The 25,719-nt window shown below is 42.5% G+C and carries 24 protein-coding genes and 1 pseudogene; 17 read left to right on the forward strand and 8 right to left on the reverse strand.

The window, feature by feature from the left end; translation table 11 throughout:
• Positions 1-37: 37 nt before the first annotated feature.
• From argH to ACFSMW_RS14060, 3 genes are all read left to right on the forward strand, one after another.
• Positions 38-1,525, forward strand: coding sequence for an argininosuccinate lyase (argH, locus tag ACFSMW_RS14050; RefSeq protein WP_390356649.1), 1,488 nt, complete (start codon positions 38-40; stop codon positions 1,523-1,525).
• Positions 1,526-1,778: 253 nt separating this feature from the next.
• Positions 1,779-2,315 (forward strand): DUF6241 domain-containing protein, encoded by a 537-nt coding sequence (locus tag ACFSMW_RS14055; RefSeq protein WP_390356651.1) that lies wholly within the window; start codon positions 1,779-1,781, stop codon positions 2,313-2,315.
• Positions 2,316-2,492: 177 nt separating this feature from the next.
• Positions 2,493-3,512 (forward strand): DUF1646 family protein, encoded by a 1,020-nt coding sequence (locus ACFSMW_RS14060; protein WP_390356652.1) that lies wholly within the window; start codon positions 2,493-2,495, stop codon positions 3,510-3,512.
• Positions 3,513-3,642: 130 nt separating this feature from the next.
• Here the strand turns inward: ACFSMW_RS14060 and ACFSMW_RS14065 are convergent, their stop codons facing one another.
• On the reverse strand, positions 3,643-4,416 hold the full coding sequence (locus tag ACFSMW_RS14065; protein WP_390356654.1) for a DeoR/GlpR family DNA-binding transcription regulator: 774 nt from the start codon (positions 4,414-4,416) through the stop codon (positions 3,643-3,645).
• Between the two features lie 289 nt (positions 4,417-4,705).
• Between ACFSMW_RS14065 and ACFSMW_RS14070 the strand changes: the two genes are divergently transcribed.
• From ACFSMW_RS14070 to rpiB, 6 genes are all read left to right on the forward strand, one after another.
• Entirely contained in the window at positions 4,706-5,815 is a 1,110-nt protein-coding gene (locus ACFSMW_RS14070) for an MDR/zinc-dependent alcohol dehydrogenase-like family protein (protein WP_390356655.1), read from the forward strand.
• A 23-nt stretch (positions 5,816-5,838) separates the two neighbouring features.
• Positions 5,839-7,128 carry an MFS transporter gene (locus tag ACFSMW_RS14075; RefSeq protein ID WP_390356657.1) on the forward strand — a complete coding sequence of 430 codons (1,290 nt, stop codon included), beginning with the start codon at positions 5,839-5,841 and terminating at the stop codon, positions 7,126-7,128.
• A 60-nt stretch (positions 7,129-7,188) separates the two neighbouring features.
• Positions 7,189-8,193: a dihydroxyacetone kinase subunit DhaK gene (locus tag ACFSMW_RS14080; protein WP_390356659.1), complete on the forward strand. Its 1,005-nt coding sequence runs from the start codon at positions 7,189-7,191 to the stop codon at positions 8,191-8,193.
• 12 nt (positions 8,194-8,205) lie between these two features.
• Positions 8,206-8,862 carry a dihydroxyacetone kinase subunit DhaL gene (gene dhaL, locus ACFSMW_RS14085; protein WP_390356661.1) on the forward strand — a complete coding sequence of 219 codons (657 nt, stop codon included), beginning with the start codon at positions 8,206-8,208 and terminating at the stop codon, positions 8,860-8,862.
• 25 nt (positions 8,863-8,887) lie between these two features.
• The gene (glpX, locus tag ACFSMW_RS14090) at positions 8,888-9,850 is read left to right on the forward strand and encodes a class II fructose-bisphosphatase (protein ID WP_390356663.1); all 963 of its coding nucleotides are present in this window, start codon (positions 8,888-8,890) and stop codon (positions 9,848-9,850) included.
• 154 nt (positions 9,851-10,004) lie between these two features.
• On the forward strand, positions 10,005-10,460 hold the full coding sequence (gene rpiB, locus ACFSMW_RS14095; RefSeq protein ID WP_390356665.1) for a ribose 5-phosphate isomerase B: 456 nt from the start codon (positions 10,005-10,007) through the stop codon (positions 10,458-10,460).
• Between the two features lie 113 nt (positions 10,461-10,573).
• On the opposite strand, the gene ACFSMW_RS14100 is transcribed toward rpiB, so the two are convergent.
• The 3 genes from ACFSMW_RS14100 to pxpB all read right to left on the reverse strand — a co-directional run bounded on the left by ACFSMW_RS14100 (position 10,574) and on the right by pxpB (position 13,166).
• Positions 10,574-11,332: a LamB/YcsF family protein gene (locus ACFSMW_RS14100; RefSeq protein WP_390356667.1), complete on the reverse strand. Its 759-nt coding sequence runs from the start codon at positions 11,330-11,332 to the stop codon at positions 10,574-10,576.
• A gap of 111 nt (positions 11,333-11,443) precedes the next feature.
• On the reverse strand, positions 11,444-12,463 hold the full coding sequence (locus ACFSMW_RS14105) for a 5-oxoprolinase subunit C family protein (RefSeq protein WP_390356668.1): 1,020 nt from the start codon (positions 12,461-12,463) through the stop codon (positions 11,444-11,446).
• Positions 12,450-13,166: a 5-oxoprolinase subunit PxpB gene (gene pxpB / locus ACFSMW_RS14110; protein WP_390356670.1), complete on the reverse strand. Its 717-nt coding sequence runs from the start codon at positions 13,164-13,166 to the stop codon at positions 12,450-12,452. The genes ACFSMW_RS14105 and pxpB overlap by 14 nt, the downstream gene beginning before the upstream one ends.
• Before the next feature lie 255 nt (positions 13,167-13,421).
• Here pxpB and ACFSMW_RS14115 point away from each other — a divergent pair, with 255 nt between their 5' ends.
• The gene (locus ACFSMW_RS14115) at positions 13,422-14,834 is read left to right on the forward strand and encodes a vWA domain-containing protein (protein ID WP_390356672.1); all 1,413 of its coding nucleotides are present in this window, start codon (positions 13,422-13,424) and stop codon (positions 14,832-14,834) included.
• Positions 14,835-15,047: 213 nt separating this feature from the next.
• Here ACFSMW_RS14115 and ACFSMW_RS14120 read toward each other — a convergent pair whose 3' ends face one another.
• Both ACFSMW_RS14120 and tatA read right to left on the reverse strand, forming a co-directional pair.
• On the reverse strand, positions 15,048-16,022 hold the full coding sequence (locus tag ACFSMW_RS14120; protein WP_390356815.1) for a proline dehydrogenase family protein: 975 nt from the start codon (positions 16,020-16,022) through the stop codon (positions 15,048-15,050).
• A 172-nt stretch (positions 16,023-16,194) separates the two neighbouring features.
• A complete protein-coding gene (gene tatA / locus ACFSMW_RS14125; RefSeq protein ID WP_390356673.1) occupies positions 16,195-16,377 on the reverse strand; it encodes a twin-arginine translocase TatA/TatE family subunit in 183 nt (60 codons plus the stop codon).
• A 181-nt stretch (positions 16,378-16,558) separates the two neighbouring features.
• On the opposite strand from tatA, the gene ACFSMW_RS14130 reads away from it, so the two are divergent.
• Positions 16,559-17,920, forward strand: coding sequence for an FAD-binding oxidoreductase (locus tag ACFSMW_RS14130; RefSeq protein WP_390356674.1), 1,362 nt, complete (start codon positions 16,559-16,561; stop codon positions 17,918-17,920).
• Positions 17,921-18,061: 141 nt separating this feature from the next.
• Here ACFSMW_RS14130 and corA read toward each other — a convergent pair whose 3' ends face one another.
• Positions 18,062-19,009 carry a magnesium/cobalt transporter CorA gene (gene corA, locus ACFSMW_RS14135; RefSeq protein ID WP_390356676.1) on the reverse strand — a complete coding sequence of 316 codons (948 nt, stop codon included), beginning with the start codon at positions 19,007-19,009 and terminating at the stop codon, positions 18,062-18,064.
• 272 nt (positions 19,010-19,281) lie between these two features.
• Here corA and ACFSMW_RS14140 point away from each other — a divergent pair, with 272 nt between their 5' ends.
• The 4 genes from ACFSMW_RS14140 (at position 19,282) to ACFSMW_RS14155 (ending at position 21,393) form a co-directional block, all read left to right on the forward strand.
• On the forward strand, positions 19,282-19,494 hold the full coding sequence (locus tag ACFSMW_RS14140) for a hypothetical protein (RefSeq protein ID WP_390356678.1): 213 nt from the start codon (positions 19,282-19,284) through the stop codon (positions 19,492-19,494).
• Between the two features lie 95 nt (positions 19,495-19,589).
• Positions 19,590-20,420: an aldo/keto reductase gene (locus ACFSMW_RS14145; protein ID WP_390356679.1), complete on the forward strand. Its 831-nt coding sequence runs from the start codon at positions 19,590-19,592 to the stop codon at positions 20,418-20,420.
• A 219-nt stretch (positions 20,421-20,639) separates the two neighbouring features.
• On the forward strand, positions 20,640-21,002 hold the full coding sequence (locus tag ACFSMW_RS14150; protein ID WP_390356681.1) for a cytochrome-c oxidase: 363 nt from the start codon (positions 20,640-20,642) through the stop codon (positions 21,000-21,002).
• A gap of 124 nt (positions 21,003-21,126) precedes the next feature.
• Positions 21,127-21,393, forward strand: coding sequence for a YciI family protein (locus ACFSMW_RS14155; protein WP_390356683.1), 267 nt, complete (start codon positions 21,127-21,129; stop codon positions 21,391-21,393).
• 110 nt (positions 21,394-21,503) lie between these two features.
• On the opposite strand, the gene ACFSMW_RS14160 is transcribed toward ACFSMW_RS14155, so the two are convergent.
• Positions 21,504-22,601 carry a branched-chain amino acid aminotransferase gene (locus tag ACFSMW_RS14160; protein WP_390356684.1) on the reverse strand — a complete coding sequence of 366 codons (1,098 nt, stop codon included), beginning with the start codon at positions 22,599-22,601 and terminating at the stop codon, positions 21,504-21,506.
• Positions 22,602-22,873: 272 nt separating this feature from the next.
• Here ACFSMW_RS14160 and ACFSMW_RS14165 point away from each other — a divergent pair, with 272 nt between their 5' ends.
• Positions 22,874-23,845 (forward strand): bile acid:sodium symporter family protein, encoded by a 972-nt coding sequence (locus tag ACFSMW_RS14165; RefSeq protein ID WP_390356686.1) that lies wholly within the window; start codon positions 22,874-22,876, stop codon positions 23,843-23,845.
• Between the two features lie 119 nt (positions 23,846-23,964).
• Positions 23,965-25,643 (forward strand): annotated as a pseudogene (gene ilvD / locus ACFSMW_RS14170) (dihydroxy-acid dehydratase).
• Positions 25,644-25,719 lie beyond the last annotated feature (76 nt).

The raw sequence follows: 25,719 nt of genomic DNA on the forward strand, positions 1-25,719 counted from the left end.
AGTGTATGACATATTTGCAAAGAAGGTGGTTGGGAGCATGACTTATGATAACAGCGCATTTGTCCGGGATGAAGGATCGGTTTTTCCTGGGAAAACATATGTCAATGAATTACTGAAGCCGATTTTTATAGCGCAGCGGGAACATTTATTTCAAGTGATGTTTGAGCTGCATCGGGCTCATGTGGTGATGCTGCATGAGCAAAATCTGCTGACTGAATCGGAAAAAAATGAGATATTTGCCGGGCTCTCGTCCGTTGAGGCGATGGATCCTGTAAAATTGGAATATCAACCAGCCTATGAGGATTTATTTTTTCTGGTCGAAGCGAAGTTGGGGGAAAGAATAGGCACCGATTTGGCAGGGAAAATGCATATGGGCCGAAGTCGTAATGATATGGGCGAAGGCATGTACCGGATTGTACTGCGAGGCCATATTTTGTCACTGTTAAAGGATGTAACCCAATTGAGTGAGGCGCTGCTCGGTCAAGCAAGTAATCATCTTGATTCTGTGATGCCGGCACATACACATACTCAGCCGGCACAGCCAACTACATTTGGCCATTTTCTAACTGCTATTTTTGATAATTTACAACGTGATCGAATGAGATTATGTCAAGCCTTCCGTACAGTTAATCGCTCTCCTCTTGGGGCTGCAGCGATTACAACGACAGGATTTCCAATTAATAGACAAAGGGTTGCAGATTTGCTTGGGTTTGATGGACTCATGGAAAACTCATATGATGCAATTGGAACAGGGGATTATTTGTTGGAAACTGCACAGGCCGTCGCAAGTTTAATGGTAAATACAGGAAGATGGGTGCAAGAATTTCTTCGATTTGCTACGTTCGAGGTTGGTCTCATCAGCGTGGCAGCACCTTACGTACAGATATCAAGTATCATGCCGCAAAAACGTAACCCGGTATCCGTTGAACACGCCAGGGCATTATCAAGCAGTGCGCTTGGCGAAGCGATGACGGTCGTCCATATGCTTCATAATACACCATATGGTGATATTGTTGATACGGAAGATGATTTGCAGCCGCATCTATATCGTAGTTTTCACAAAGCATCCCGCGTGTTGAAACTGATGAATGCTGTTGTCAGAACAATGACATTCAATAAAGAACGTGCTAAAGCGGAAGCAAGGAAAAATATGATTACTATCACAGAATTTGCTGATGTGTTGGCAAGGGACCATGCTGTATCTTTTCGAAAGGCACACCATATTGCTAGCCTGGTAGCGGCTGAATCATTGCAAAAAGGAAAAGAATTGCATGAGTGGAGTGTTGCAGATATGAATGAAATCATCCGTAAAATTGGCGTTCAGCTCACGGAACAAGAATGGCAGGACATCGTTGACCCGGCTGTATTTGTAGAACGACGCTTCATTTGTGGAGGTCCCAATGCTAAAGAAGTGCAACGAATGGTAGAAGATCGGCAGCATAAACTGAATGCCGCAAGACAAAAGCTGGATCATACAAGTAAACGGTTGACTGTTGTCAAAAATCACCTTCACAGTTTAGGCTGAACATGGATACTTCGTTTATTATATGAAAAATCTTCGTTATACTTTTATAAGAACGCAGAGATGATTTTCTACAACGATGCTTTCAATAGCTAGCGCTGTTTCCTAAGTAGATGTATTACTTTTAGAAACAGCTTTTTTGATTGGTAAATGATTTTACCTTTCCATCTTATTTATTTTTGGGAATGTAAACTATTATAATTAACGGAAATGTGCTAATATTCTTGTTAAGGATAAGGGGAAGGAGGGGAAAAATATGTATAAAAAGATTTTACTCACTATAGTCAGTCTGGCCGTTTTAGGAATCATCATCTTTCTTATTGTCATTTTTACCGATTTTAATGCTAGAAGCGAGGCTGGCCAAAAATCGGATACTGCCGTGACAAGTATGAATGATGTTAAGGATGAAGCAAAATCAGAGGTTTCAAAGCATATGAATCCATTTGGTGATTCCGTCCAACAAAAAGAATTAAAGGATAAAGATTTTATTAACTATATACACAAAATGTCACATCAAAAAGTAAGTGCAGAGGAGAAATGGGGATTCTACCAGATTACTGCTGAACGAATAAAATGGCTGCTAGCTGGGTTGGATAAAACGGAGCATACATTAAAACACGGTGAATTGTATCGAAGTATTTTGAAGCGTTGGATTAACGGTGATTTTTCAAATGTGGTTAATGACCATAACGATTTGTGGGAGATACAAGGGGGGAGTATTGGCAAAGCCACAGGAAAGCTGAGTAAAGAACAAGAGAAAAAATACATGCAGAAAAACAAGGGCAAAGAATGATTGTCGGGATGAAAGTTGAATCAACGCAAAAACAAGAATAAATAACTCTTTTTCATAACACAATAAACGTATATTGCGATGCTTTACAACAGAAATTTCTGTTTATAAATGTTAAAATTAAATTATCTTTCAATAAAGAGGAAGATACATACTTAGTGAATATGGGGTTGTCGTATCATGATCATTGGCTTGACGATTATTTTGTTATTGGTGTTATTTTTACCGTTTTCAGTGAAGTATGTCGAGGAACACTTGGAACCATTTTTATTCTTGATGGGTATCGCAGCAGCGCTCGTCAGTAATGTACTCGACATGGATCTTGTGATTAAGGCGTTAGAAGATCCGATTAATATTACATTGGCAGTACTGATTGCTGGCTTGATTTTTCGCTGGGGCCAGGATCCGATCGAGAAAGGTATTTTGGGATTAAGCAATAAAATACCGTTCAAGCTTTTTCTAGCTTTGACAGTCATCATTCTTGGATTGATTTCAAGTATCATCACCGCGATTATTGCTGCAATTGTACTGGTCGTTATTGTAAGTGTGCTCCGGCTGGACCGGGGTTCAGAAGTAAGACTTGTAGTCCTGGCATGTTTTTCAATCGGTTTGGGGGCGGCCTTGACGCCGATTGGTGAACCACTATCCACCATTACCGTCAGTAAATTGAATGAAAGCTTCTTCTATCTGTTCAATTTGATCGGTTTAGATGTCATCATTGCGATAATCTTGTTTGGTATTTTAGCGGCATTCATGGTGAAGCCGAATAAAAGCGAAGATGGTCTGTACGATGACACACTGGAAAAAGAGAGCTACAAAGAAATTATCATCCGAGCATTGAATATTTACTTGTTTGTGATGGGACTCACACTGCTCGGCGCAGGATTCGAGCCGTTCATTGAAAAATTCCTGCTTCATTTGAGCCCGCTACTCCTGTACTGGATCAACATGATATCTGCTGTGTTGGATAACGCCACATTGGCAGCCGCTGAAATCAGCCCATCTATGAGCGGACCGACCATCAAAGCTATTTTGCTTGGGCTTCTTATTAGTGGCGGAATGCTCGTACCAGGAAATATTCCGAATATCATTTCAGCAGGAAAATTGAAAATCAAAAGTTCAGAGTGGGCTAAATTTGGTTTACCTGTCGGATTGATTGTGATGGCTATTTATTTCTTTGTCATTTTGATATTCCATTGATAGACTTTTATGGCGTATGAACAGTATAAAGGAATAGGTATACAAACTGCTTAAAGATTGATTTTCACAAGGGACCATACAAAAAACAGCGCATCAATTGATATGCGCTGTTTTTTGTATGGTGTGGATGCTAAACGGAATAAAATGAAACTTGATTTGCAATTAGCTCTTTAGATACATCCTCTTCTAACTGTGTATTCGTCAGTAAAACATCAATTTGCTTTGTGGCGGCAAATGGTGCGCTCGAATTGCGGCCAATTTTACTATGGTCAATCAACGCAACGACTTTGCGTGATCTGTTGACCATTTCCTTTTTGATTTGTACCTCATATAAATTGAAATCTGTAAGTCCGCTCTCTGCTGAAAAGCCATTAGCCGATGTAAACATGATGTCAATATGCACATTGTCTAAAATACTGAGACCCATGAGCCCTTCGATAGATTTGGATTCATTCGTCACCATACCGCCGATCATAATGACTGTAATTTCCGGAATATCTGATAGTTCCAGTGCTGTATATAGCCCGCTGGTGACTACTGTTAAACGCATCGGATCTTTCTTTAATTGCCGGGCGATTTCCAGTGCTGTAGAACTGCCGTCAAGCAAGATACATTGTTTTTCGGAAATGAATTCCAATGCCTTCACAGCCATTTTCATTTTTTCTTCTTTGTGCTGCTTTTCGCGAGCCGAAAAACTTGTCTCTGTTTTTTCTGATGTATCATTCAACACAGCTCCGCCATGCGTTCGAACCAGCAGCCCTTCTGCCTCCATTTTATTCAAATCGGATCGCAGTGTTGCTTCTGAAACACCGATTTTTGCTGAGAGCTCCTTAACAGTTAACCGGTGCTGATCAATCAAAAATTCCATGATTTTATCTCTTCGTTCTGTAACAAACATTTTCATTCATTGTTCATCCTTATGGGTCCATAATATCAATCACTCATTTAATAGTATTTTATTTTCAGGATTTTTTCAACTTATGGCAATTAATTGATGTGACAAGCTTTTTTTGATAAGAAATAATATAAAACGAAAACAATCGAAAATAAACATTGACAAAGTGTTCCCATATGTTATCATAACGGTATAAAATGAAAGCGATTGCAAAAAAGGGGGGGAACATACTTAAATCGTGGCGATTTGGGGACAATGCGGCGTGGAAATATAATTCAAACACAAAGGAGAATGGATGATGGCAGAAACAATGGAGAAAAACGTCAAGCAAGATATTGCAATGCCTAAAACGATGAAAGCAGTAGTGGCATATGCACCTGGAGATTACCGTTATGAAGAAGTTGCAACACCAAAACTCGAGGATGACCAGGAAATCATCATAAAAGTGGAAGGATGCGGTATTTGCGCTGGCGATATCAAGGCTTATGGCGGTGCACCAAGTTTTTGGGGTGATGAGAAACAGCCTCCGTATATCAAAGCACCAATGATTCCGGGTCATGAGTTTATCGGAAGGGTTGTAAAAAAAGGAAACGCTGTTACCGAGTTTGAAATTGGCGACAGAGTTATCTCTGAGCAAATCGTACCTTGCTGGGATTGTCGTTTTTGTAAGCGCGGCCAATATTGGATGTGTGAAAAACATGATCTTTATGGTTTTCAAAACAATGTCAATGGCGGCATGGCAGAATATATGAAATTTACCAAGGAAGCCATCAACTATAAAGTTCCTGAAGATTTACCGCTGGAGCAAGCGATTTTGATCGAACCATATGCTTGCAGCATGCATGCGGTTCAAAGAGCACAGATCCAGCTTGGAGATTTTGTCGTATTGTCTGGTGCGGGCACTCTCGGCCTTGGGATGGTTGGAGCAGCAAAAAGATCTGGCGCAGGAACGCTAGTCGTGCTGGATTTAAAAGAAGACCGTTTAGAACTGGCGAAAAAATTCGGCGCGGATATCGTGATGAACCCTAGTGAAGTAGACGTAGAAAAAGAAATCAAAGCCATGACAGATGGATACGGCTGCGATATTTACATCGAAGCGACTGGACACCCTAAATCAGTTGAACAGGGCCTTGGAATGATTCGAAAACTTGGCCGCTTTGTCGAATTCAGCGTATTCGGTGAACCGGTATCAGTGGATTGGAGCATTATCAGTGACCGTAAGGAGCTTGATCTGCTTGGCTCACATCTGGGTCCATATTGCTACGATTTGGTTATCGATGGGATTGCAAAAGGGGAGCTGCCGACCGAGGGAGTGGTAACCCACCAGTTGAAATTAGAAGACTATGAAAAAGGATTCGATTTGATGAAAAAAGGAGACAAATCTTTGAAAATAGTTTTGATACCTTAATCGATCAAAAGGGAGCTGGAAAAATGGTGGCAAAAGACGCAAGCTTACTTGACAGGATTGGTATTCCTGCCCATCTTGTCTGGGGATATGTCGGGGTTTTGATTTTCATGATGGGAGACGGGTTAGAGCTTGGCTGGCTTAGTCCATATTTGGTTGATAACGGTTTAAGTGTAAGAGAAGCAGCATTGCTGACCACAGCATACGGGGTGACAATAGCGATATCAGCTTGGTTTTCCGGTGTGCTTGTGGAGGCCATCGGGCCGAGAAAGGCAATGTTGATAGGCTGGTTGATGTATGTTGTAGGAACGATTGGGTTTGTCGGTTTTGCGATACCAGAATTGAATTACGGACTTATGATACCTACATATGCTTTAAGGGGATTTGGGTATCCGTTGTTTGCTTATTCTTTTTTGGTCTGGATAGCATACCGCACGCCACAGCACCAATTGGGAAAAGCAGTTGGCTGGTTCTGGTTTGTTTTTACTGGGGGGCTAAGTGTCCTTGGTGCTTATTATTCCAGCTGGGCTCTCGCCCATCTGGGACATATCAACACATTATGGAGTGCACTGGTTTGGGTGACACTCGGCGCTTTTCTAGCCATAGGTGTCAATCGCGATCAAATTGAAAAAAATGCTCATGCGAATACAGAGGCATCCTCGAAATTAAAAGAACTGATCAAAGGAATAACTATTGTTAAAACGGAACCAAAAGTGGGAATCGCTGGAATTGTCCGCGTGATTAACCAGGCAGCACAATATGCTTTTCCCTTGTTTCTGCCAATCTATCTGACAAAATTCGGCATTGAAACCACTGTTTGGCTTAATATTTGGGGTACTATTTTTATCTCCAATATTGCTTTCAATTTAATATTCGGTTTTGTTGGTGATAAATTCGGATGGCGTAATACCATTATGTGGTTTGGCGGAGTAGGCTGCGGTATCTTCACATTAATGCTATTTTATGCACCACAGGTTTTTGGTGGAAATCTAACTGTCATTTCAATTATTGGGATTCTATGGGGTGCTTGCCTGGCTGGTTATGTGCCACTTTCTGCTCTTGTACCGTCCCTGGTACAAACGGATAAAGGAGCAGCAATGTCCATTTTGAATTTAGGCGCTGGATTATGTGTGTTTGTAGGTCCGGCTCTGGTCGCACTGTTCTTCGATTGGGTTGGTAATACGGGCATCATTTGGATCCTGGCAGGCATCTATTTCATTGGTGCATTCATGACGAAATTTCTCACCTTGCCAAACGAAAAAAAAGAATCTGGAAAGGTGCTTGCTGATAAGATGGGATCAAGTGTTTCCAGTTAATGATGTGTCAACCCGCAAGGAGAATATACTGCAGAGAGATGGATAGAGAGGTAGGTTTGTATGAAGAAACTGATAAATGATCCGAAATTTGTCGTGGAAGAAATGATTGAAGGCTATGTGAAAGCCCATCCAAACCATATCAAACGACTTTCAGAAAATGATCGTGCACTGGTCACTGCCAAGAATACGGCAGCCGATAAAGTCGGCATTTTGATAGGGGGAGGCTCCGGCCATGAGCCCGCATTCATGGGATATGTCGGTTCCGGGATGGCAGATGGCGTGGCTGTAGGAAATATATTTGCTTCCCCGCCGCCAGACCCCATTCTGGAAGTGACAAAGGCAATTCATAAGGGAGCAGGTGTTGTTTATTTATACGGTAATTATGCCGGAGATGTCATGAATTTTGGTATGGCAGCTGAAATGGCTGACCTGGAAGAAGATATTGCTGTAGAAATGGTCGTGACTACGGATGATGTCGCTTCAGCCTCAAAAGAGGAAAAGGAAAAACGCCGCGGCATTGCTGGAGAATTTTTTGTGTATAAGGCGGCTGGTGCAGCAGCAGATGACGGATATGATTTGCAGGAGGTTGCAAGAGTAGCCAGAAAGGCGAATGATTACACACGTTCTATGGGAGTGGGGCTATCACCATGTTCTTTGCCGCAAACGGGTAAACCAAGCTTTGAGTTAGCTGATGAAGAAATGGAAGTCGGGCTTGGTCACCATGGCGAGCCGGGAATCGAAAAGAGTCCTGTAGCCACAGCCGATAAGGTTGCAGAACGTCTTGTCAATGACATTTTGAAAGATATGCCATTAGAGAGCAAAAATGAAGTTGCAGTTCTTGTTAATGGATTAGGGTCTACCCCAAGAATGGAATTGTATATCATTTACAGAAAGGTAGAACAGCTGTTAACAGACAGAGGTATTCATATATACCGTTCATACGTTGGTGATTATATCACTTCACTGGAGATGGGCGGCTGCAGTATCACGTTGATGAAGCTAGACGAAGAATTGAAGAAATTCGTTGACCATCCGGTCGACTGTCCAATGTTTGTGCAGAAATAAGGAGGATAGAAGATGGAATTTTCAGCAGGAGATTTTATAACATATTTTCAATCAGTGGCTGATTTGATGGAAAAACAAAAGGATTATCTATGTGAACTTGATCGGAAATTGGGAGACGGGGACCATGGTGTGACAATGTCTATTGGCTGGCAGGCAGTTTTGGCACAATTAGACAGCACCCTGGGTGAGGAAGCAGATTGCGGGAAACTCTGTATCCAAGTTGGCAAAACATTCTTGAACGCAGTTGGCTCATCCGTTGGTCCTTTGTATGCTACCGCATTGATGCGCGGTGGAAAAATATTGAAAGGAAAAGTGGCTGTCAATGAGGAGCAACTGTATGAATTTTGGTGTGCCTTTTGTCACGGTGTCAAGGAACGTGGACAGGCCGAAATCGGGGATAAAACCATGGTTGATACATTGGAACCAGCCCGAGAAGCCTTGGAGGAAAGCTGGCAGCAGGAGCAAAATTTTCAACGAGCATTTGAGGCAGCCGTTGCAGCTGGGGAAACAGGTATGCAGTCTACCATTGCCTTAACATCCAAGCTTGGACGCTCCAGTCGTTTGGGAGAGCGTTCAGCAGGGACCCAGGACCCGGGAGCGACATCAGCATTTTTGTTGTTATCGTCTTTCTCTGCATACTTGGATACGAAAATAGCGAATGCAAGCTAACAGGAAGGATCATTGGAGGTTGTGTATGTCAGAACTTGCCACCGAATTTGTGAAAGCAACCCAGCAGGCTGCTGTTGCCGCATATCCATGGGTCGGAAAGCAGAGGAAAAATCCTGCAGATGCTGCGGCAACAGAAGCATTAAGAAATCATTTGAATCTGATTGATTTTACGGGTGAAATAAAAATCGGCGAAGGAGAAATGGATGAGGCACCGATGCTGTTTATTGGTGAAAAGGTAGGAACCGGGTCTGGGCCTGAAATAGATATTGCTGTCGATCCTATCGATGGCACTGCTTTAGTTGCAGCTGGAAAAGGTAACGCCATCACGGTTATCGCCGCAGCAGATTCCGGCAGCTTACTTCATGCGCCTGATATGTACATGGAAAAAATCGCTGTGGGACCAAAAGCAAAAGGGAAAATTTCTTTAGAAGTGCCAATAGGGGATAACTTAAAAGCTGTTGCAGCAGCTAATGGCAAGAAAATTACAGAGTTGCGAGTCGCTGTACAGAAACGGCCAAGACACGCGGAACTCATGATGGCTGTTCAGAGAACTGGAGCTGAAGTTGTGCTGTTTTCGGATGTAGATATCACTTTAGCTGTGGCTACATGCCTTGATGAAATAGACATCGATATGGTCGCAGGTGTGGGCGGCGCCCCTGAAGGTGTTATTGGGGCAGTAGCATTGCGGATCTTAGGCGGTGATTTCCAGGGAAAGCTGCTCCCTAAAAATGAAATACAAAGACAAAGATGTCTTGATATGGGGATAAGTGAGCCAGATAGGATGCTGCTTCTGGAGGACTTGGTAGCCAGTGACAATTGTTTCTTTGCAGCCACAGGTATTACTGATGGTATTTTGTTACGGGGGTTGATTCCCGGGGATGAACATAAAGTAAGGGTACAGTCTTTTTATACAACGAATGTACCAGAAAAGCATTATCAATTTGTTGAAGTAGAGGAACAATTGCCCCATAGACATAGCTTCAAATGATTCAAATGATCTGCAAGCGAAATTTAAGGTCCTTCATAATACCCTGATGGAGGCAATCATCATAAAACATTTTTTGGCCGTCACTAGAGGGGCATGACTTAATATTCGGTGATGCATTTGAAGCAAGTTACATCATTAGGAGGTACTGCAAACTATGAAAATAGGCATCGGAAGCGATCACAATGGCTTTTATTTAAAAGAGGATATCAAGAAGTTCCTGGCTGGCATGGAACACGAGATTGTCGATTATGGATGTTCATCCTGTGATGCTGTGGACTACCCTGATGTGGCATTTGAGGTTGCACAGGCAATCAGTGAGGAAAAGCTGGATCGAGGAATACTTATTTGCGGTACGGGTATAGGAGTCGCTATCGCAGCAGGAAAGTACCCAGGGATTCGCGCCGCGCTTTGTCATGACACTTATTCAGCGGAAAGAGCTCAGTTAAGTAATGCTGCCCAAATCATCACGATGGGTGCACAAATAATTGGAACTGAACTCGCTAAAAAAGTTGTGGAGGCTTATTTGAATGTGAAATGGGCCGGAGGATCTGAACGAAAGGTCAATAAAATCATCAAGAAAGAAAAAGAAATCTTGCAGCAGCTGCAATAGTGTCTTATCGAATGGAATTGAAGAGAGTGGCCCGCCCAGTATGGCGGCCCTTTTTTATGCGCCTGCATCCTGAAGAAGTACGTATTCTTTTCAATTCCATTAAGACAACCATCCTAATCAATAGATCCTACCTGAATTCCTTTCTCCAACAGACGTTGATGAATAGTTTTGGCAAACGCCAACGCGTGGGGTCCATCACCATGTATGCAAACTGTTTCTGCCTCTATCGTAACATCATTACCAGAGAGAGAAGCGACTTTACCCTCTTGGATCATTCGGATAACTTGTCCCGCAGCTTGGCCGTTATCAGTGAGCAGCGCGTTTGCCTCTGTTCGAGGTGTTAGGGAGCCGTCGTCTTGATATGTCCGGTCTGCAAAAACTTCACTTGCGGTCGGCATGCCGAGTTTTTTACCAGCAGCTATCAGCTCACTGCCTGCCAGCCCATATAGTATGAGTTCCGGATTTACACGGTAAACGGCCAGGGCAATAGCTTCTGCTAATGCCGAGTTTTTTGCAGCCATGTTGTAAAGCGCACCATGCGGTTTGACATGATGCAGGACACTGCCTTCAGCTTGGACAAATCCTTGTACAGCACCGACTTGATATAAGACGGCAGCATACACTTCTTCGGGAGAAATATCCATATTTCTCCGTCCGAAACCGACCAGATCTGGTGTAGAGGGATGTGCTCCGATAGCGGCGCCCCTGGAAATTGCTTTTTTGACGGTTTCTCTGATGATCACTGGATCTCCTGCATGAAAGCCGCAAGCGATGTTGGCGGAAGAAACATATTTTAAAATTTCCTCGTCATTTCCTTTTGTATATGCACCGAAGCTTTCGCCTAAATCGCAATTTAAATCAATACGGTACATGTCAATCAGCTCCTTTAAGATGGATTTGTTGTTTATTCGTTTGATTATTGCAAAAGGTACAGCTTTCCTAAAACAGTGCCTTAGCTGATATAAACCGTTGCGTGATAAAAATTACCTGTTAAAATGTTTTTTAATTTGATATGCAGCGATTTTCATTCGTTCTTCTCTTTCCCATAAAAGCCGATGTGCTTCTGTAAGTGATATTTCGGTGAATACGAGTCTGTCTCCCGGCTTCGCTTGAGCAAGAGCAGGCAAATCAATGCTGGCTGTCTCGGCGATTTTCGGGTAACCACCAGTTGTTTGGCTATCTGCCATCAAGACGATTGGATTCCCATCTCCAGGAACCTGAATTGTGCCAAATCTTACCGCTTCGGAGAGCAATTCACTATTTTGATTGCAGACCAGCTCCGCCCCCTGTAATCTATATCCCATTCTGTCCGATTGGCTGGATAACTGAAAGGAACTTTGGAAAAATGTTTCTCTGGTAACTTTGTTAAACCAGTAAAAATGCTTGCCTTTTAATATACGGATCTTTAGCGGTTTCTTCTCTGCGCTTTCCAGAACTGGGCTGAAACTGGGGTTGAGAGACCATGGTAGTTCCAAAAAATGTTGTTTGCAACAAATTTTTTCTTGAAGAGATTGGAGCATTTGCTGCGCTGCTCCTGATGGCTTGCCTGTTTTCAACTGATCATTTTTTTGCAGTGGTCTTCCATGATAGCCGCCAATTTTTGCCAGCAAGTAAGTCGACTTGCTATGGAGAACTTCAGGAACATGGCATCCTCCAGAAATAGCTAAATAAGCGCGGCACCCCGCTTTACATTCTCCAAAACGCAGCACCGCGCCTTTTTTTACAAAGATTGTTCGTCCGTTTCTCACTTTTTTTTCGTCTATTTCCGGAGAAAGATCGGCACCACAAATGGCTACTAGTGCCTCGTCTAAGAAAGTGAGCACGGGACCAATCATCGTAATTTCCAGGACAGCCTCATTGGCGTGGTTCCCGGCAAGCCAGTTAGCCAATTGAGATGAAATTCGATCCATCACACCGCTTGTGACGACACCATTATGCTGAAATCCATATCTGCCCTGATCTTGAACGGTTGTAAGCAGGCCTGGTTTTTTAATGAGAATCATGCATTTCCCTCCATTCCAGGAATGTCTCTTCGTCTATTGGCTTAAAGCAGATTTTGTCCCCAGCTTTTAACAAGCTTGGCTGTGCAGCGTCGGGGATGAATAATGATTTGGGTGTTTGCCCGATGATTTGCCAGCCGCCGGGGGAGGCAATTGGATAGATACCAGTCTGCTTGTCTGCAATACCAACGGAACCTGCTGGTATTTTCAACCGTGGCGTTACCTTTCTTGGTGTACCGATCGCTGATGACATCCCTCCAATATACGGAAAACCGGGGGCAAAGCCGATCATGTAAACGAGATATTCTGCCTTGCTATGGATAGCAATTACTTCGTCTTCAGAAAGATGGTTTTTTTCTGCGACGTAAGAAAGATCCGGACCATGTTTTCCACCATAACAGACAGGAATTTCAATAATATTTGAAGCTTCGGCTGATTCCATTTGCAGTTGTTGTACGATAGATGAGATTCTCTGGCATATCTCATCATAAGGTGAGGTGTTCGTTACATGTTTCATGATCGTCAGTGGTTCGTAGAAAATAGTTATATTGGTATATGCCGGAACGAATGCTGTTAACCAATCAAAAGTATTTGCAGAAAGATGTGCGGAAAGCTTACGTACCTGTTCGTGGATCAACATATCCATCTGGTTTCCGAATGAAACCATGACTGCATTATCCCCAATTGGCTGTAAATCGAAATCCATTGTTTTCCCACCCTTACCTGAAAATATAAATCGTGAAATAAAAAATCAACGAACAGAATAATTCTAAGGTATTCATCTCCATACAGTTGACAGATTTAGAACGATATAGTGCCATTATACGGAGTTGTTTTATATTTTTGAAAGTATTTTGGCTCCAAATTCTTGACACAGATTTGGAGCGTAGTATATTTTCTTGCTTAATTTTCAAATGATTCCTATAATAATGATGATAAACAGGTTAATTGGAGGAAAAACATGGTAATGAGAAAAAGATTGCTGTTCATGTTGTTGGTGGTATTCTTAGTGATGACCGGCTGCTCGAACGGAAAAGGAACACTTGAAGCTGACAAACAATCTAAAACAGCGGAAAAAGCAGAAGATCGTACGGCTGAAATGGAAGAAGCCAAAGCAAAAGCTGCAGACGCAGAAAGAAAAGCGGCAGAGGAACAAAAAGAGCTGCAGAAATATAAAGAAACAGATCCTGTCGCAATGATGCAGGCAGAACCGGGGGAATTCAGCGGGGATCAATATGATGTTGAGGAAGTGAAAAAACAAATCGATCGTTTTCCTCCAGGGAAGGAAGCGGAAGATTATTATTATCGTACGCTCGCACTGGTTGCTGAAGATTATCGGCCTTATCATGCATTTTTCAGCCAGGTAGACACATCTTATGCCGGCAATTCAGCCACTCCTGAAGAAAGTACTGGACCAGCCGGGAAACAGAATGGTGCTCAGGTTAATGTAACCATATTATTTGATGCCAGTGGAAGTATGGGGGCTAAAATCGGGGGCAGGACAATGATGGATACAGCGAAGGAAGCTGTGAATGATTTTTTAAGCAAGCTGCCAGAAGGCGTGCATGTTTCATTGCGGGCATATGGGCATAAAGGTACTGGAAGCAATGCTGATAAAGCAAAATCATGTAAAAGCTCGGAAGAAGTCTATGCCTTGTCAGCTTACGATAAGAAGAAGATGAAAAAAGCATTGGCCAAATTCTCGCCGGCGGGTTGGACCCCTCTTGCCGCATCTATTCGAGATGCTGGTAATGATCTGAAAAATGAGACAGGAAACAATGTGGAAAATATCGTTTACGTAGTCAGTGATGGGGTGGAGACGTGTGGAGGAGACCCGGTCCAAGAAGCCAAAAAATTGCATGAATCCGATATACAGGCAGTAGTCAACATCATTGGTTTCGATGTGGATGATGCGGGACAGAAGGCGCTGAAAAAAGTATCAGAAGCGGGTAATGGAGCGTATACGACTGTCCGTACAAAACAGGAGCTTGAAAATTATTTCACACAGGAAAAAACCGAACTGTTGAATGAATGGAATAGTTGGGAAGTCGAAAATCTTAATGATATAAACAGTTCTGAAGTAGACCGCTTGAATGCACTTCATTCGCAAGAAAATGAAATGGTGAATCAGGCGCAGGAAGAAGAAAACAATCTGATTCATTTATCAGGATATATAGAGGAAAAATTTGATGTCAAGGGCTATACCGTACGAGACAAGGCTCGAAAAAGAGGGTTGGCTTTAAGAAACTATGCACGTCAAACAGCATTGGATTTCAGGAACAACCTCCGTAAAAATGGCCTTGATCATCGGAATGAGGTCCGCAAGAAGAGCAGAGAAGCAAAGGATGAGATCAGAAATGGCAATAGTAAGTGATGTTGATCGGTTAACATTACATTTCTTGTCATTCACAAATCAATGATAGTGCACACCCCGTCATATTAGAATTCGGTACAGGAAATCAATTTGATATAAAGTGGGGCAAAGGCTGCGGCACATCCTTTGAAACGCAGCTTATCATATGCATTAGTTAAGGAACGTCAGGGTTTGTTTGATAAAACCCTGACGTTCCTTTTGACAGCTTACGAATTATTTTTTACGTTTGCTGAGCCTGCCCAACAGGAAGGCACCAGCACCGATACCAACTAGTGTATTTGTTTTTTTATTAAAGACTTGCTTCAACATCAGGTTCATGTTTTGTGGACGTTCTGCCAGACGGCGCATAAAATAAGCGTACCAGTCGTTTCCAAAAGGTACATAGGTGCAGAAGTTATATCCTTCTTTTGCCAGCTCATATTGCAAATCTTTGCGGAAGCCGTATAGCATCTGAAATTCAAATTGATCAGCAGGAATATCATGCGCTTTCACAAATTGTTTTACATGATTGATGACGTGATGGTCATGGGTTGCGATCGATGTGAACTTGCCGTGCTGCAAATGATACTCAATCAGCTTTAAATAGTTTTCATCAATATCTTTTTTATCTTGAAAAGCCAATTCTTCAGGTTCTTTGTAAGCACCTTTGACGATACGTAAACGGTAATCCTTATATCTCTCAATGTTATCCATAGATTCATAGAAATAAGACTGGATGACGGTTCCAATATTGTCATAGTCTTTGCTTAACACATCAAGCAGACGGAATGTCGGAGCAAGATGACTGTAATCTTCCTGGTCAAAATTGATAAAAATGTCGTACTTACTCGCTTTGGATACGATTTCTTTAATGTTTTCAAAACAGAAATCCTCATCGATATCCAAGCCGAGCTGTGTCGCCTTAACAGAAATGTGTGCGTTTACATTGTTGGCATGAATAGCCTCAATGACATGAAGAATCTGATTTTTTGCGTCAGTAGCATCTTTTTTTTCTGTAACAAACTCACCAAGGTTGTCGATGGTAGCTGAGATGCCATGTGTATTCAATTCTGAAACGCTTTCAATCATTTCATCAATATTTGTGCCCGCCACAACTGATTGTGCTCCAAGCTTCAAACCATATTTTTTGGCCATGTTGTTTAAAATTTGATTTTGCGAGAGGCCGATAAAGAAATTCTTTAAAGTAATAGACATTATGCATTCCCTCTTTAACCATTTTTATTATATTATATCAAAATATGTCCAAGAGCAGGATTATTTTTATTGGAAACCAAATGTTGCATAATTTGCAAAAAAGCATATTTTAAAAAAACACTGACACACGCATCAAACAGAACGGGGATGTCAGCGTTCATTCATTTTATTTCGTTTCATTGTCTTTTTTGTTATCGTCTTCATTCATCATCTCACTGGCTGATTTTTTGAACGCAGACAAGGCTTGTCCGAAAGACTTGCCGATTTCAGGAAGCTTGCTTGGTCCGAAAACAATCAGTGCAACGATCAGGATAAGAATGAGACCTGGAACGCCAATGTTGGAAAGCATGGTCAATTTCTCCCTTCAGAAGGTATGTAAAAAATTCATACCAGTGATTTTAGTATATCATAAATATTGCTGGTTTGCGGTGCTCGGCATGAATTTTTGATAGCTTATTTGATAGCTTAGTTATTATCGTTTCCTTGTAATTATTCGAAATGTTAGTATAAACAGACGGAGGGGTTATGAAATGACATTTTTCGAAGAATTGAATCAAATTATTCCCAAAAAGCAAATAAGCAAAAACCAGACACTTCTCGAACAGCATAGCCGGGATGAATCTTATCACCAGCCATGTTTGCCTGAAGCAGTCGTTTTTCCGGCATCAACTGCTGAGGTGAGTGAAATCATGAAGCTGGCTGCCAGGCATCAAATGCCAGTCGTTCCTTTCGGCTATGGTTCCAGCTTGGAGGGGAATATCATTCCCTATTCAGGAGGAATATCACTCGATTTTTCTTTGATGAACAATATAATTACTTTACGGGAAAATGATTTTCTTGTAACCGTACAGCCTGGGGTAACAAGATCACAATTAAATAAGGAATTGAAAAAATATGGCATGTTCTTTTCCGTGGATCCTGGAGCGGATGCAACACTGGGGGGGATGGCGGCAACCAATGCCAGTGGGACCTCAGCAGTCAGATATGGTATCATGCGCGATCAGGTCCGTGATATGGAAGTGGTCTTAGCTGATGGCATGGTAATCCATACAGGCAGTCTCGCAGCAAAATCTTCATCGGGATACAACCTGAACGGGTTATTTGTTGGTTCGGAAGGAACGCTTGGAATTTTTACAGAGTTGACGCTGCGCATCCATGGTATAAGTGAGCATACTTTGGCAGCAAGAGCTTCTTTTCAGACACTTGATGAAAGTGTGCAGGCTGTCATTTCCTTGCTGCAAGCTGGTATTCCGATTGCACGGGTCGAGCTGGTCGATGAGGAATCAATGAAACAAATCAATCGATATAGTGAAACAGACTATCCGGAAGGACCGACATTATTTCTTGAATTTCATGGAAACAAGGAAGGACTAAAGCAAGATGTTGCTTTAACGAAAGAACTTATGGACGACCACCATTGCAGTGCGCTTCATTTTGAATCAGATACTGCAGCGATGAACAGACTATGGGAAGCCCGGCATCATGTCGCATACGCTTATATTCATAACCATCAAGGCAAAAAACAAATGGTGACAGATGTTTGTGTGCCAATTTCAGAAATGTCTGGGGCCATCAGAGATGCACGAAAAGCAGTGGAAGCTTCCGGGTTGCCAGGAGGTATCGTTGGGCATGTCGGGGATGGAAACTATCATATCATATTGATGGTTGACCCTGAAAATAGAGAAGATTTACAGCAAGCCGACAAGGTGAATGAACATATCGTTACTTATGCTTTGGAAAGAGGCGGCACTTGTACAGGTGAGCACAGTGTCGGCGTCGGCAAGAAAAAATATCAGGAGAAAGAGCATGGGGATGCGCTGCTTGTGATGCGCAAATTGAAACAGGCGCTGGATCCCAACGGGATATTGAATCCGGGGAAAGTGCTGCCGTAAAATAGGAGGGTACAGGCATTGGTGGTTTTTGCGGAAATCATTCGCAAGGATTTTTTCTTGTGTATTGCATGTTCGCTTGAAAGCGCCTCGATTCCCGGCGGTCATCACGGAATTGCAAGTCTGTCTTTGGAGGCTGGGGTATTACCACCAGCCTTTTTTCTTAAACCACAGCACCATACCGATGGTGATCAGCAGCATGAATCCCATGATAAGTGGATAGCCATAATGCCATTTTAGTTCAGGCATATTGGTAAAGTTCATTCCATAGATTCCTGCGATGAATGTCAATGGTGCGAAAATGAATGTGACAATGGTCAGCATTTGAATGACCTTGTTTTGCTGATAGGAATTTCTGGAGATAAAGCTTTCACGGATATCACTCGTTATTTCCCGATTGGAATCGACCAATTGCGATATTTTTAGTAAATGATCATAAATATCTACAAAATATTCTCTGCGTTCCTGAATTCCTTTTAAATGGTGTGAATTGACGATACGGTAAAACAAGTCCCTGACTGGATTGACGCTGTGCCGTAGCTCAAGCAGTTGATGACGCAGGTCGAATAGCCTGTCCAGCAGAACATCCATTGTGTTGTTTTCCGTATTTTCTTCTACTTCATTGATTTGCTCTTCCAAACTGGAGATGACAGGGAAAAAGTTGTCTACCACATTATCCATCACTTCATAAAATATTCGGTATTTATCCCATGCCTCTGCATTCTCATCCAGACTAAGCTGCTTCCAAACCTGATTGATTTCTTCTAAATCTTGCTTGTGATAGGAAACAATACATTTTTCAGCAAGAAAAAAATTGATTTGATTTTCCTGGCTGCTTGCGGTTGCGGCTGTATGCGTGACAAAAAATGAAAAGTCATCATAATAATCAAGCTTGGGACGTTGATTCCCGTGAGTACAGTCCTCGATTGCCAGTGGATGGAAGTGCAGCTTTGTCGATAGCAATCTGATTTCTGCGGCTGTTGGGTCGTTATAATCAATCCAGCACCAGCTGTAGTTGGAGAGATGCAATGTATCCAATGTCAAATTCAAAATGAGTTGGTTATTTTCGGTCACGGCGGCAATTCGAATCATTTGATGGCTCCTTATTGAAAGTATTCCAAAGGTCTGTTTATAAAATAAAGTTGTTTGAGTCAGAGGAATATACTTTGTTTGTTCCAGACTGTAAAAGCCGTTCTTTAGTACTGGATATTCAACGTCCTCACAAAGTTCAAACATGGACCTATTCTTTATGTAAATACCCAATTTGTAGAAAAATATGCAATATTTTACGGAACAAATGTTCTTGATGTGCTGATTTGTTTCGGATAAAATGAGAACAAATGTTTCTTAGGAGGGTTCGCTTTTTGAAAAAACAATTGGTTCAGGCAATGAAGACGGCCCAGACGCTTTTGATTTATTATGTTGACGGAGATGGCCATATTACAGAGCGATATATTCGTGTACTTGAAGTAAAAAATAATTATATCACTGCGTACTGTTTTTGGAGGAAAAAAGTGCGGACATTTTCTATATCTGGAATTCTTACTGCCGGCAGAAGCGGTAAACGTGTCATATGATAACCATTGTTAATGGCAAGTTATAAGCAAAACACATGCTTGTGCACCTCCATCTGGTATATGATGGATAAAAGTTCAGTAAAGGAGGTGTTTGGATGAAACAGTTGGATGACACAACTACTCTGTCGAATGGTGTGAAGATGCCATGGTTTGGGCTTGGGGTTTACAAAGTAGAGGATGGCAGAACTGCCACAGATGCCGTTCGTACAGCAATCTCATATGGATACAGAAGTATCGATACTGCTTCTTTTTATCAAAATGAAATCGGTGTCGGTGAAGGAATCAGACAGGCGGGAATTCCTAGAGAAAAATTGTTTGTCACTTCTAAGGTTTGGAATGACCAGCAGGGTTATGAAAAGACGTTGCAAGCTTTTTCTGACAGCCTGGAAAAATTAGGACTTGATTATTTGGATTTGTATCTGATACATTGGCCTGTCAAAGGACGCTATAAAGATACTTGGCGAGCTTTGGAAAAGTTATATAGAGACAAAAAGGTCAGAGCGATCGGTGTCAGCAATTTTCATGTGCATCACCTGGAAAATCTGATGGCTGGTGCAGAAGTTAAGCCGATGGTTAATCAAGTGGAATATCATCCGCACTTGACACAGCAACCATTAAAATCTTTCTGTGAAAGGCAAAATATCCAGCTGGAAGCTTGGTCACCATTGAAACGGGGACAGCTTTTTGAAAATCAAGTATTGGCTGAAATAGGGGAAAAATATCAAAAAACCATTGCTCAGGTAATTTTACGATGGGATTTGCAAAACCATGTGGTAACCATACCTAAATCTATTCATGCTGATAGAATCAGGGAAAATGCGGATGTGTTCGATTTTTCCCTATCTGATGAAGATATGCGGGCCATCGATGCATTGAATAGGAATGACCGAAGTGGAACAAATCCTGACAGCTATGATGAAAAATAACTAAAAGCATTCTCCTTTCAACGTATATTGATTGTATGTTGGCCATGATCACAACAGCTAAGACAATTGGAAAAACTGGAAAGAAATGTTTTCGAGTTTTGCCAACGTCTTGGCTTTTTTGCTTTCACTTTAAAAATCTCCCCTGAACCTCCTGGCTTAAAAAAAGCATGTCGGCCAAGCCCCTTCGCATAAAATAAATAGATGCAAAGGAGGGAGAATGTGGGAAAAACGCTGATCAAGATATCGGTTATTTACTTTGCTCTCGGTGTTTCATTTGGACTTTATATGTCAGCAGTACATATTTTTGATTTGGCTACGATCCACGTCCATTTGAATTTGCTTGGCTGGGTGTCGCTTGCGCTTGCGGGTATTATCTATCAAATCTTTCCTAACCTGGCAAAGACGAAATTAGCTCATTTTCATTTTTGGCTTCATAATATCGGATTGCCAATCATGATGCTCAGTATTGCATTTGCTATCCTCGGCGCTGGCGGATTTTTCTTCATCACTGCGACAATAGGCGGGGTCATCACTGTTTTAGGCATTTTCTGTTTTTCTATCAATATCGCATCTCATTTGTAATTTCTTTTAAAATATTTTTAGTGTACGCTGTTCAACTGTAACAGTTATGATTTCCCTATTCTGTGGACGGAATTTTCCCGGCTATGCCATAATAGAGTTATATTAGCGGGGGAGGAAATTGTTGATGAAATATTTTGCAGTGTTTTTACCGATGAAGGATGAAGAAAAAAGCGCACAATACCGGCCGGATCATCTGGCATTCTTGAAAGAACAAGGTGAGAAAGGGCATGTCTTCGTCAAAGGGCGTTTTGTCGATGGATGGGGCGGCATGGTGATTTACCAAGGGAATGATATTGCTGACATAACATCTATTGTTTTAGAAGATCCTTATGTTGTTAGCGGTGCGAGAGATTTTGAGATTCATGAATGGGAAATGCAAGAAGGCCGCTAGATTTAAAGGGAAATAAAATAACAGATGGCGTATGCCATCTGTTATCTGCTGGTGTACAATTAGAAAAAGAGTGATAAGACCGTTTATTGTTTCCTTGTAGTTTAAAAAAATCATGCATGAATGTTTTCTTTTTCGGTCACCTTTTCAATCCAGCCAAATGGATCATCCATTTGCCCATACTGGATACCTGTTAATGTATCGTAAAGGCGCTTGGCAATTGGTCCTGTCGTACCGTCATTGACAGTAAATTGCTTCTCGTTCCACGCAAATTTTCCGATAGGCGAAATCACCGCTGCAGTACCAGTTCCAAAGGCTTCCTCTAACCGTCCAGCCTGCTGTGCATCGTATAATTCCTCCATGGAGATTTTCCGTTCAGTGACAGGCAAATTCCAATGTTTAAGCAATTGAATGACGGAATCTCGTGTTACACCGCTCAAAATACTCCCATTCAGTGCAGGGGTAACAATTTCCCCGTCAATCTTAAAAAATACATTCATACTGCCCACTTCTTCGATATATTTCTTTTCAATGCCGTCGAGCCACAGAACTTGAGAGTAGCCGTCTTTCGCAGCAATCTCTTGTGCTTTTAAACTGGAGGCATAATTTCCGCCGGTTTTTGCTTCGCCGGTCCCGCCAGCCACTGCCCGCACATATTCATTTTCAACCAAGATACTGACAGGGTTAATCCCTTCTTTGTAATAAGCCCCCACTGGCGACAAAATTACATATAACTGATAACGGCGTGATGGTGCGACACCGAGGAAGGGCTCTGTTGAAATAATGAACGGACGTATATACAGCGATGTTCCCTCCGCATTTGGAACCCATTCTTTCTCCAGTTCTACAAGCTGCTTAATTGCCTTCAATACAAAAGCTTCATCGATTTCTGGAATACATAAACGATCATTGGAGCGGTTCATTCGACGCAGATTTTTCTGCGGGCGGAAAAGCTGTACTTCTCCCTCCTGGTTCAAATAAGCTTTCATCCCTTCAAACACGCTCTGTCCGTAATGAAATACCATTGCAGATGGGGCGATGGATATAGGCTGGTATGGTACGATCCTTGGATTGTGCCATGCAAGTTCATCGGAAAAATCCATGATGAACATATGATCTGTGAATGAACGGCCAAATATCAGTTCTTGTGTCGATGGCTTTTGTTTGTGGTTTTCACACATGCTTACGGATACTCTCATTTCTTCATCCATTTTCCTATCCCCTCTTGTTGTAAAATTTGTAACCAATGATAATCCTTTTTTTTAGCGAGTGCAAGCCCAATTGCTCACTATTTCAGTTTTATGTGAAAACTCTCGCTTTTTAACGGAAGACAATTTGACATAAAATGCCGGTAAACAAGGCTCAAACCAAGAAAAATTACGCAGTTGTTTTACATGTAAGAAAAAACTAATTTCAGAAAACATCTTGATTTTTCAAATAATAAGGTATAAAATCTTTAGAAATTGCCACAAGGAGGATTAAAATGAAAACGATAGAAAAAGTCAGCGCTTTTACAGGAAACACATTTGCCATTTGGGTAATCCTCTTCGCTATTTGGGCATATTTCATGCCAAGCGGGTTCACGTGGATCGCACCACATATTTCCCTGTTGCTTGGTATCATTATGTTTGGAATGGGGCTCACTTTGTCAATCGATGATTTCAAAGGAATTATCAAAATGCCAAAAAGCGTGCTGGTCGGGGTCATATCTCAATACACTATCATGCCGCTGCTTGCATTCGGTTTGGCTACTGCATTTCAATTACCGGCAGAAGTAGCAGTTGGGGTTATTCTTGTCGGCTGTTGTCCGGGCGGAACTGCCTCCAATGTTATGACTTTTTTAGCGAAAGGAAATACAGCATTATCGGTGACGATCACTGCAGTTTCCACGCTGCTTGCACCGTTATTGACGCCGGCATTGACATTGCTTTTTGCCAGTAAATGGCTGCCGGTATCTGCGGGCTCCATGTTTATGTCGATTGTGCAAATTGTTCTGCTGCCAATTGTGTTAGGAATTGTCGTACGATTGCTGTTTAGAAAGCAAGTGGAAAAAAGCGTCAAAGCACTTCCGCTTGTTTCTGTCGTCGGTATTGTTGCTGTTGCCGCAGCAGTAGTGGCAGTCAATAATACAGCAATCGCCGAAACTGGTTTGCTGATTTTGTCCATCGTTATGTTACATAATGTTTTGGGCTTGCTGGTCGGTTTTTTTGTTGCAAAGCTGCTTCGGCTTAATTTTGACGATCAGAAGGCCATTTCGATTGAGGTCGGTATGCAAAATTCCGGCCTCGGTTCTACGCTTGCTCTGGCTTACTTTGCACCAATTGCAGCGGTTCCCAGTGCAATATTCAGCGTCTGGCATAATATCTCTGGGCCTATCCTTGCAACATGGTGGGGCAAGCGCACCACTAAGAAACAAACAGAAGCCTCAGCCGCCGGAAGCCGGCAGATCAGCTGATGCGTACGCCATTGTGGATGCAGTTGGCATGCAAGGCTTTCCACATGGCAAACGAGAACATTTCAATTGTTAATATCGGAAATATATTACATTTTAAAGGGCAGAAAGGTTGGACTAAAATGAAAAAAGATTTGCGTATCAAGAGTAAGGTGTTCAGTGAAGGAAATTTAAAAGCGCCAAACAGGGCCATGTTGCGTGCAGTAGGTTTGCAGGATAGTGATTTTGAGAAACCGATGATCGGAATTGCAAGCACATGGAGTGAGGTGACCCCATGCAATATCCACTTGAACGATTTAGGGGAGAAAGCGAGAGATGGTGCGAGACATGCGGGAGGAGTCCCCTTTATGTTCAATACCATCACTGTATCCGATGGTATTTCGATGGGGACCCAGGGAATGAGGTATTCGCTTCCAAGCCGGGATGTAATTGCGGATTCGATTGAGACGGTTGTCGGGGCAGAAAGCCTGGATGCTCTTGTGGCGATCGGCGCCTGTGATAAAAATATACCTGGCTGTCTGATCGCGATTGCCAATAGTGAAGTTCCAGCAATATTTGTGTATGGCGGGACGATTGCGCCGGGTTCGCTTCATGGCAAAGATATTGATCTTGTTTCTGTTTTTGAAGGTGTAGGGAAACATGACAATGGTGATATCGATGACAAGGAACTTAAAGCGATTGAGTGTCATGCATGCCCTGGTGCGGGTGCGTGCGGAGGCATGTATACTGCTAATACTATGGCATCGGCTGTAGAGGCAATGGGAATGAGCCTGCCAGGAAGTGCATCCAATCCGGCTGAAACAGGGGAAAAACGTGAGGACTGTGTTGCAGCGGGCGAGGCAGTCTATAAGCTGCTGGAAAAAGGTATTTATCCAAAGGATATCATGACGAAAGAAGCATTTGAAAATGCGATCACTGTTGTGATGGCCCTTGGCGGTTCGACAAATGCAGTGTTACATCTGCTTGCCATGGCGCATGCTATCGATGTGGATTTGTCAATCGACGATTTCAACCGGATCCAAGAGAAAGTTCCGCACTTAGCTGATTTGAAGCCGAGCGGTCAATATGTGATGCAGGATCTACACCATGCCGGAGGTGTACAAGCTGTCATGAAACTGCTTTATGAAAATGGTTATTTACACGGAGAATGCTTAACGGTCACAGGAAATACCGTTGCAGAGAATCTTGCTGAAGTTCCTGATCTGGTGGAAGGGCAAAAGGTTATTATGCCGCTGGACGAGCCTAAAAGAAAAGACGGTCCGTTGATTATCTTGAAGGGAAATCTGGCACCAAACGGTGCAGTCGCGAAGGTATCCGGTGTGAAGGTTTCCCGTCATACTGGACCTGCCCGCGTTTTCAATACCGAAAAAGAGGCGGCAGATGCGATTCAAGCTGGCAAGATCAACGCGGGGACGTGCTTGTTATTCGTCATGTCGGACCAAAAGGGGGACCAGGAATGCCGGAGATGCTGTCTATTTCCAGTCTGCTTGTTGGAAAAGGACTTGGAGAAAAAGTCGCTTTGCTGACTGACGGTCGTTTTTCGGGCGGAACCCATGGGCTTGTTGTCGGCCATATTGCCCCAGAGGCACAGGTCGGCGGACCGATCGCATTACTACAGGCAGGGGATGAGGTGACCATCGATTCCGATGCCAAGGAAATCTCGATGAACATATCGGAAGCTGAACTGGAAAAAAGAAAATCGACTTGGACAGCTCCGCCATTGTATAAAAAAGGCATCCTTGGCAAGTATGCACATAACGTATCATGCTCTTCAAAAGGTGCTGTAACGGATTTTAAATAACAGTAAGAACGGGGGCAGCCCCACAGAACAGAAGAAAAACTGCCAGATGCAACACCTTGATCTGGCAGTTTTTCTT

The organism is Tigheibacillus halophilus, assembly GCF_042683165.1.
In the GTDB taxonomy this organism is placed as follows: Bacteria; Bacillota; Bacilli; order Bacillales; family Amphibacillaceae; genus Tigheibacillus; species Tigheibacillus halophilus.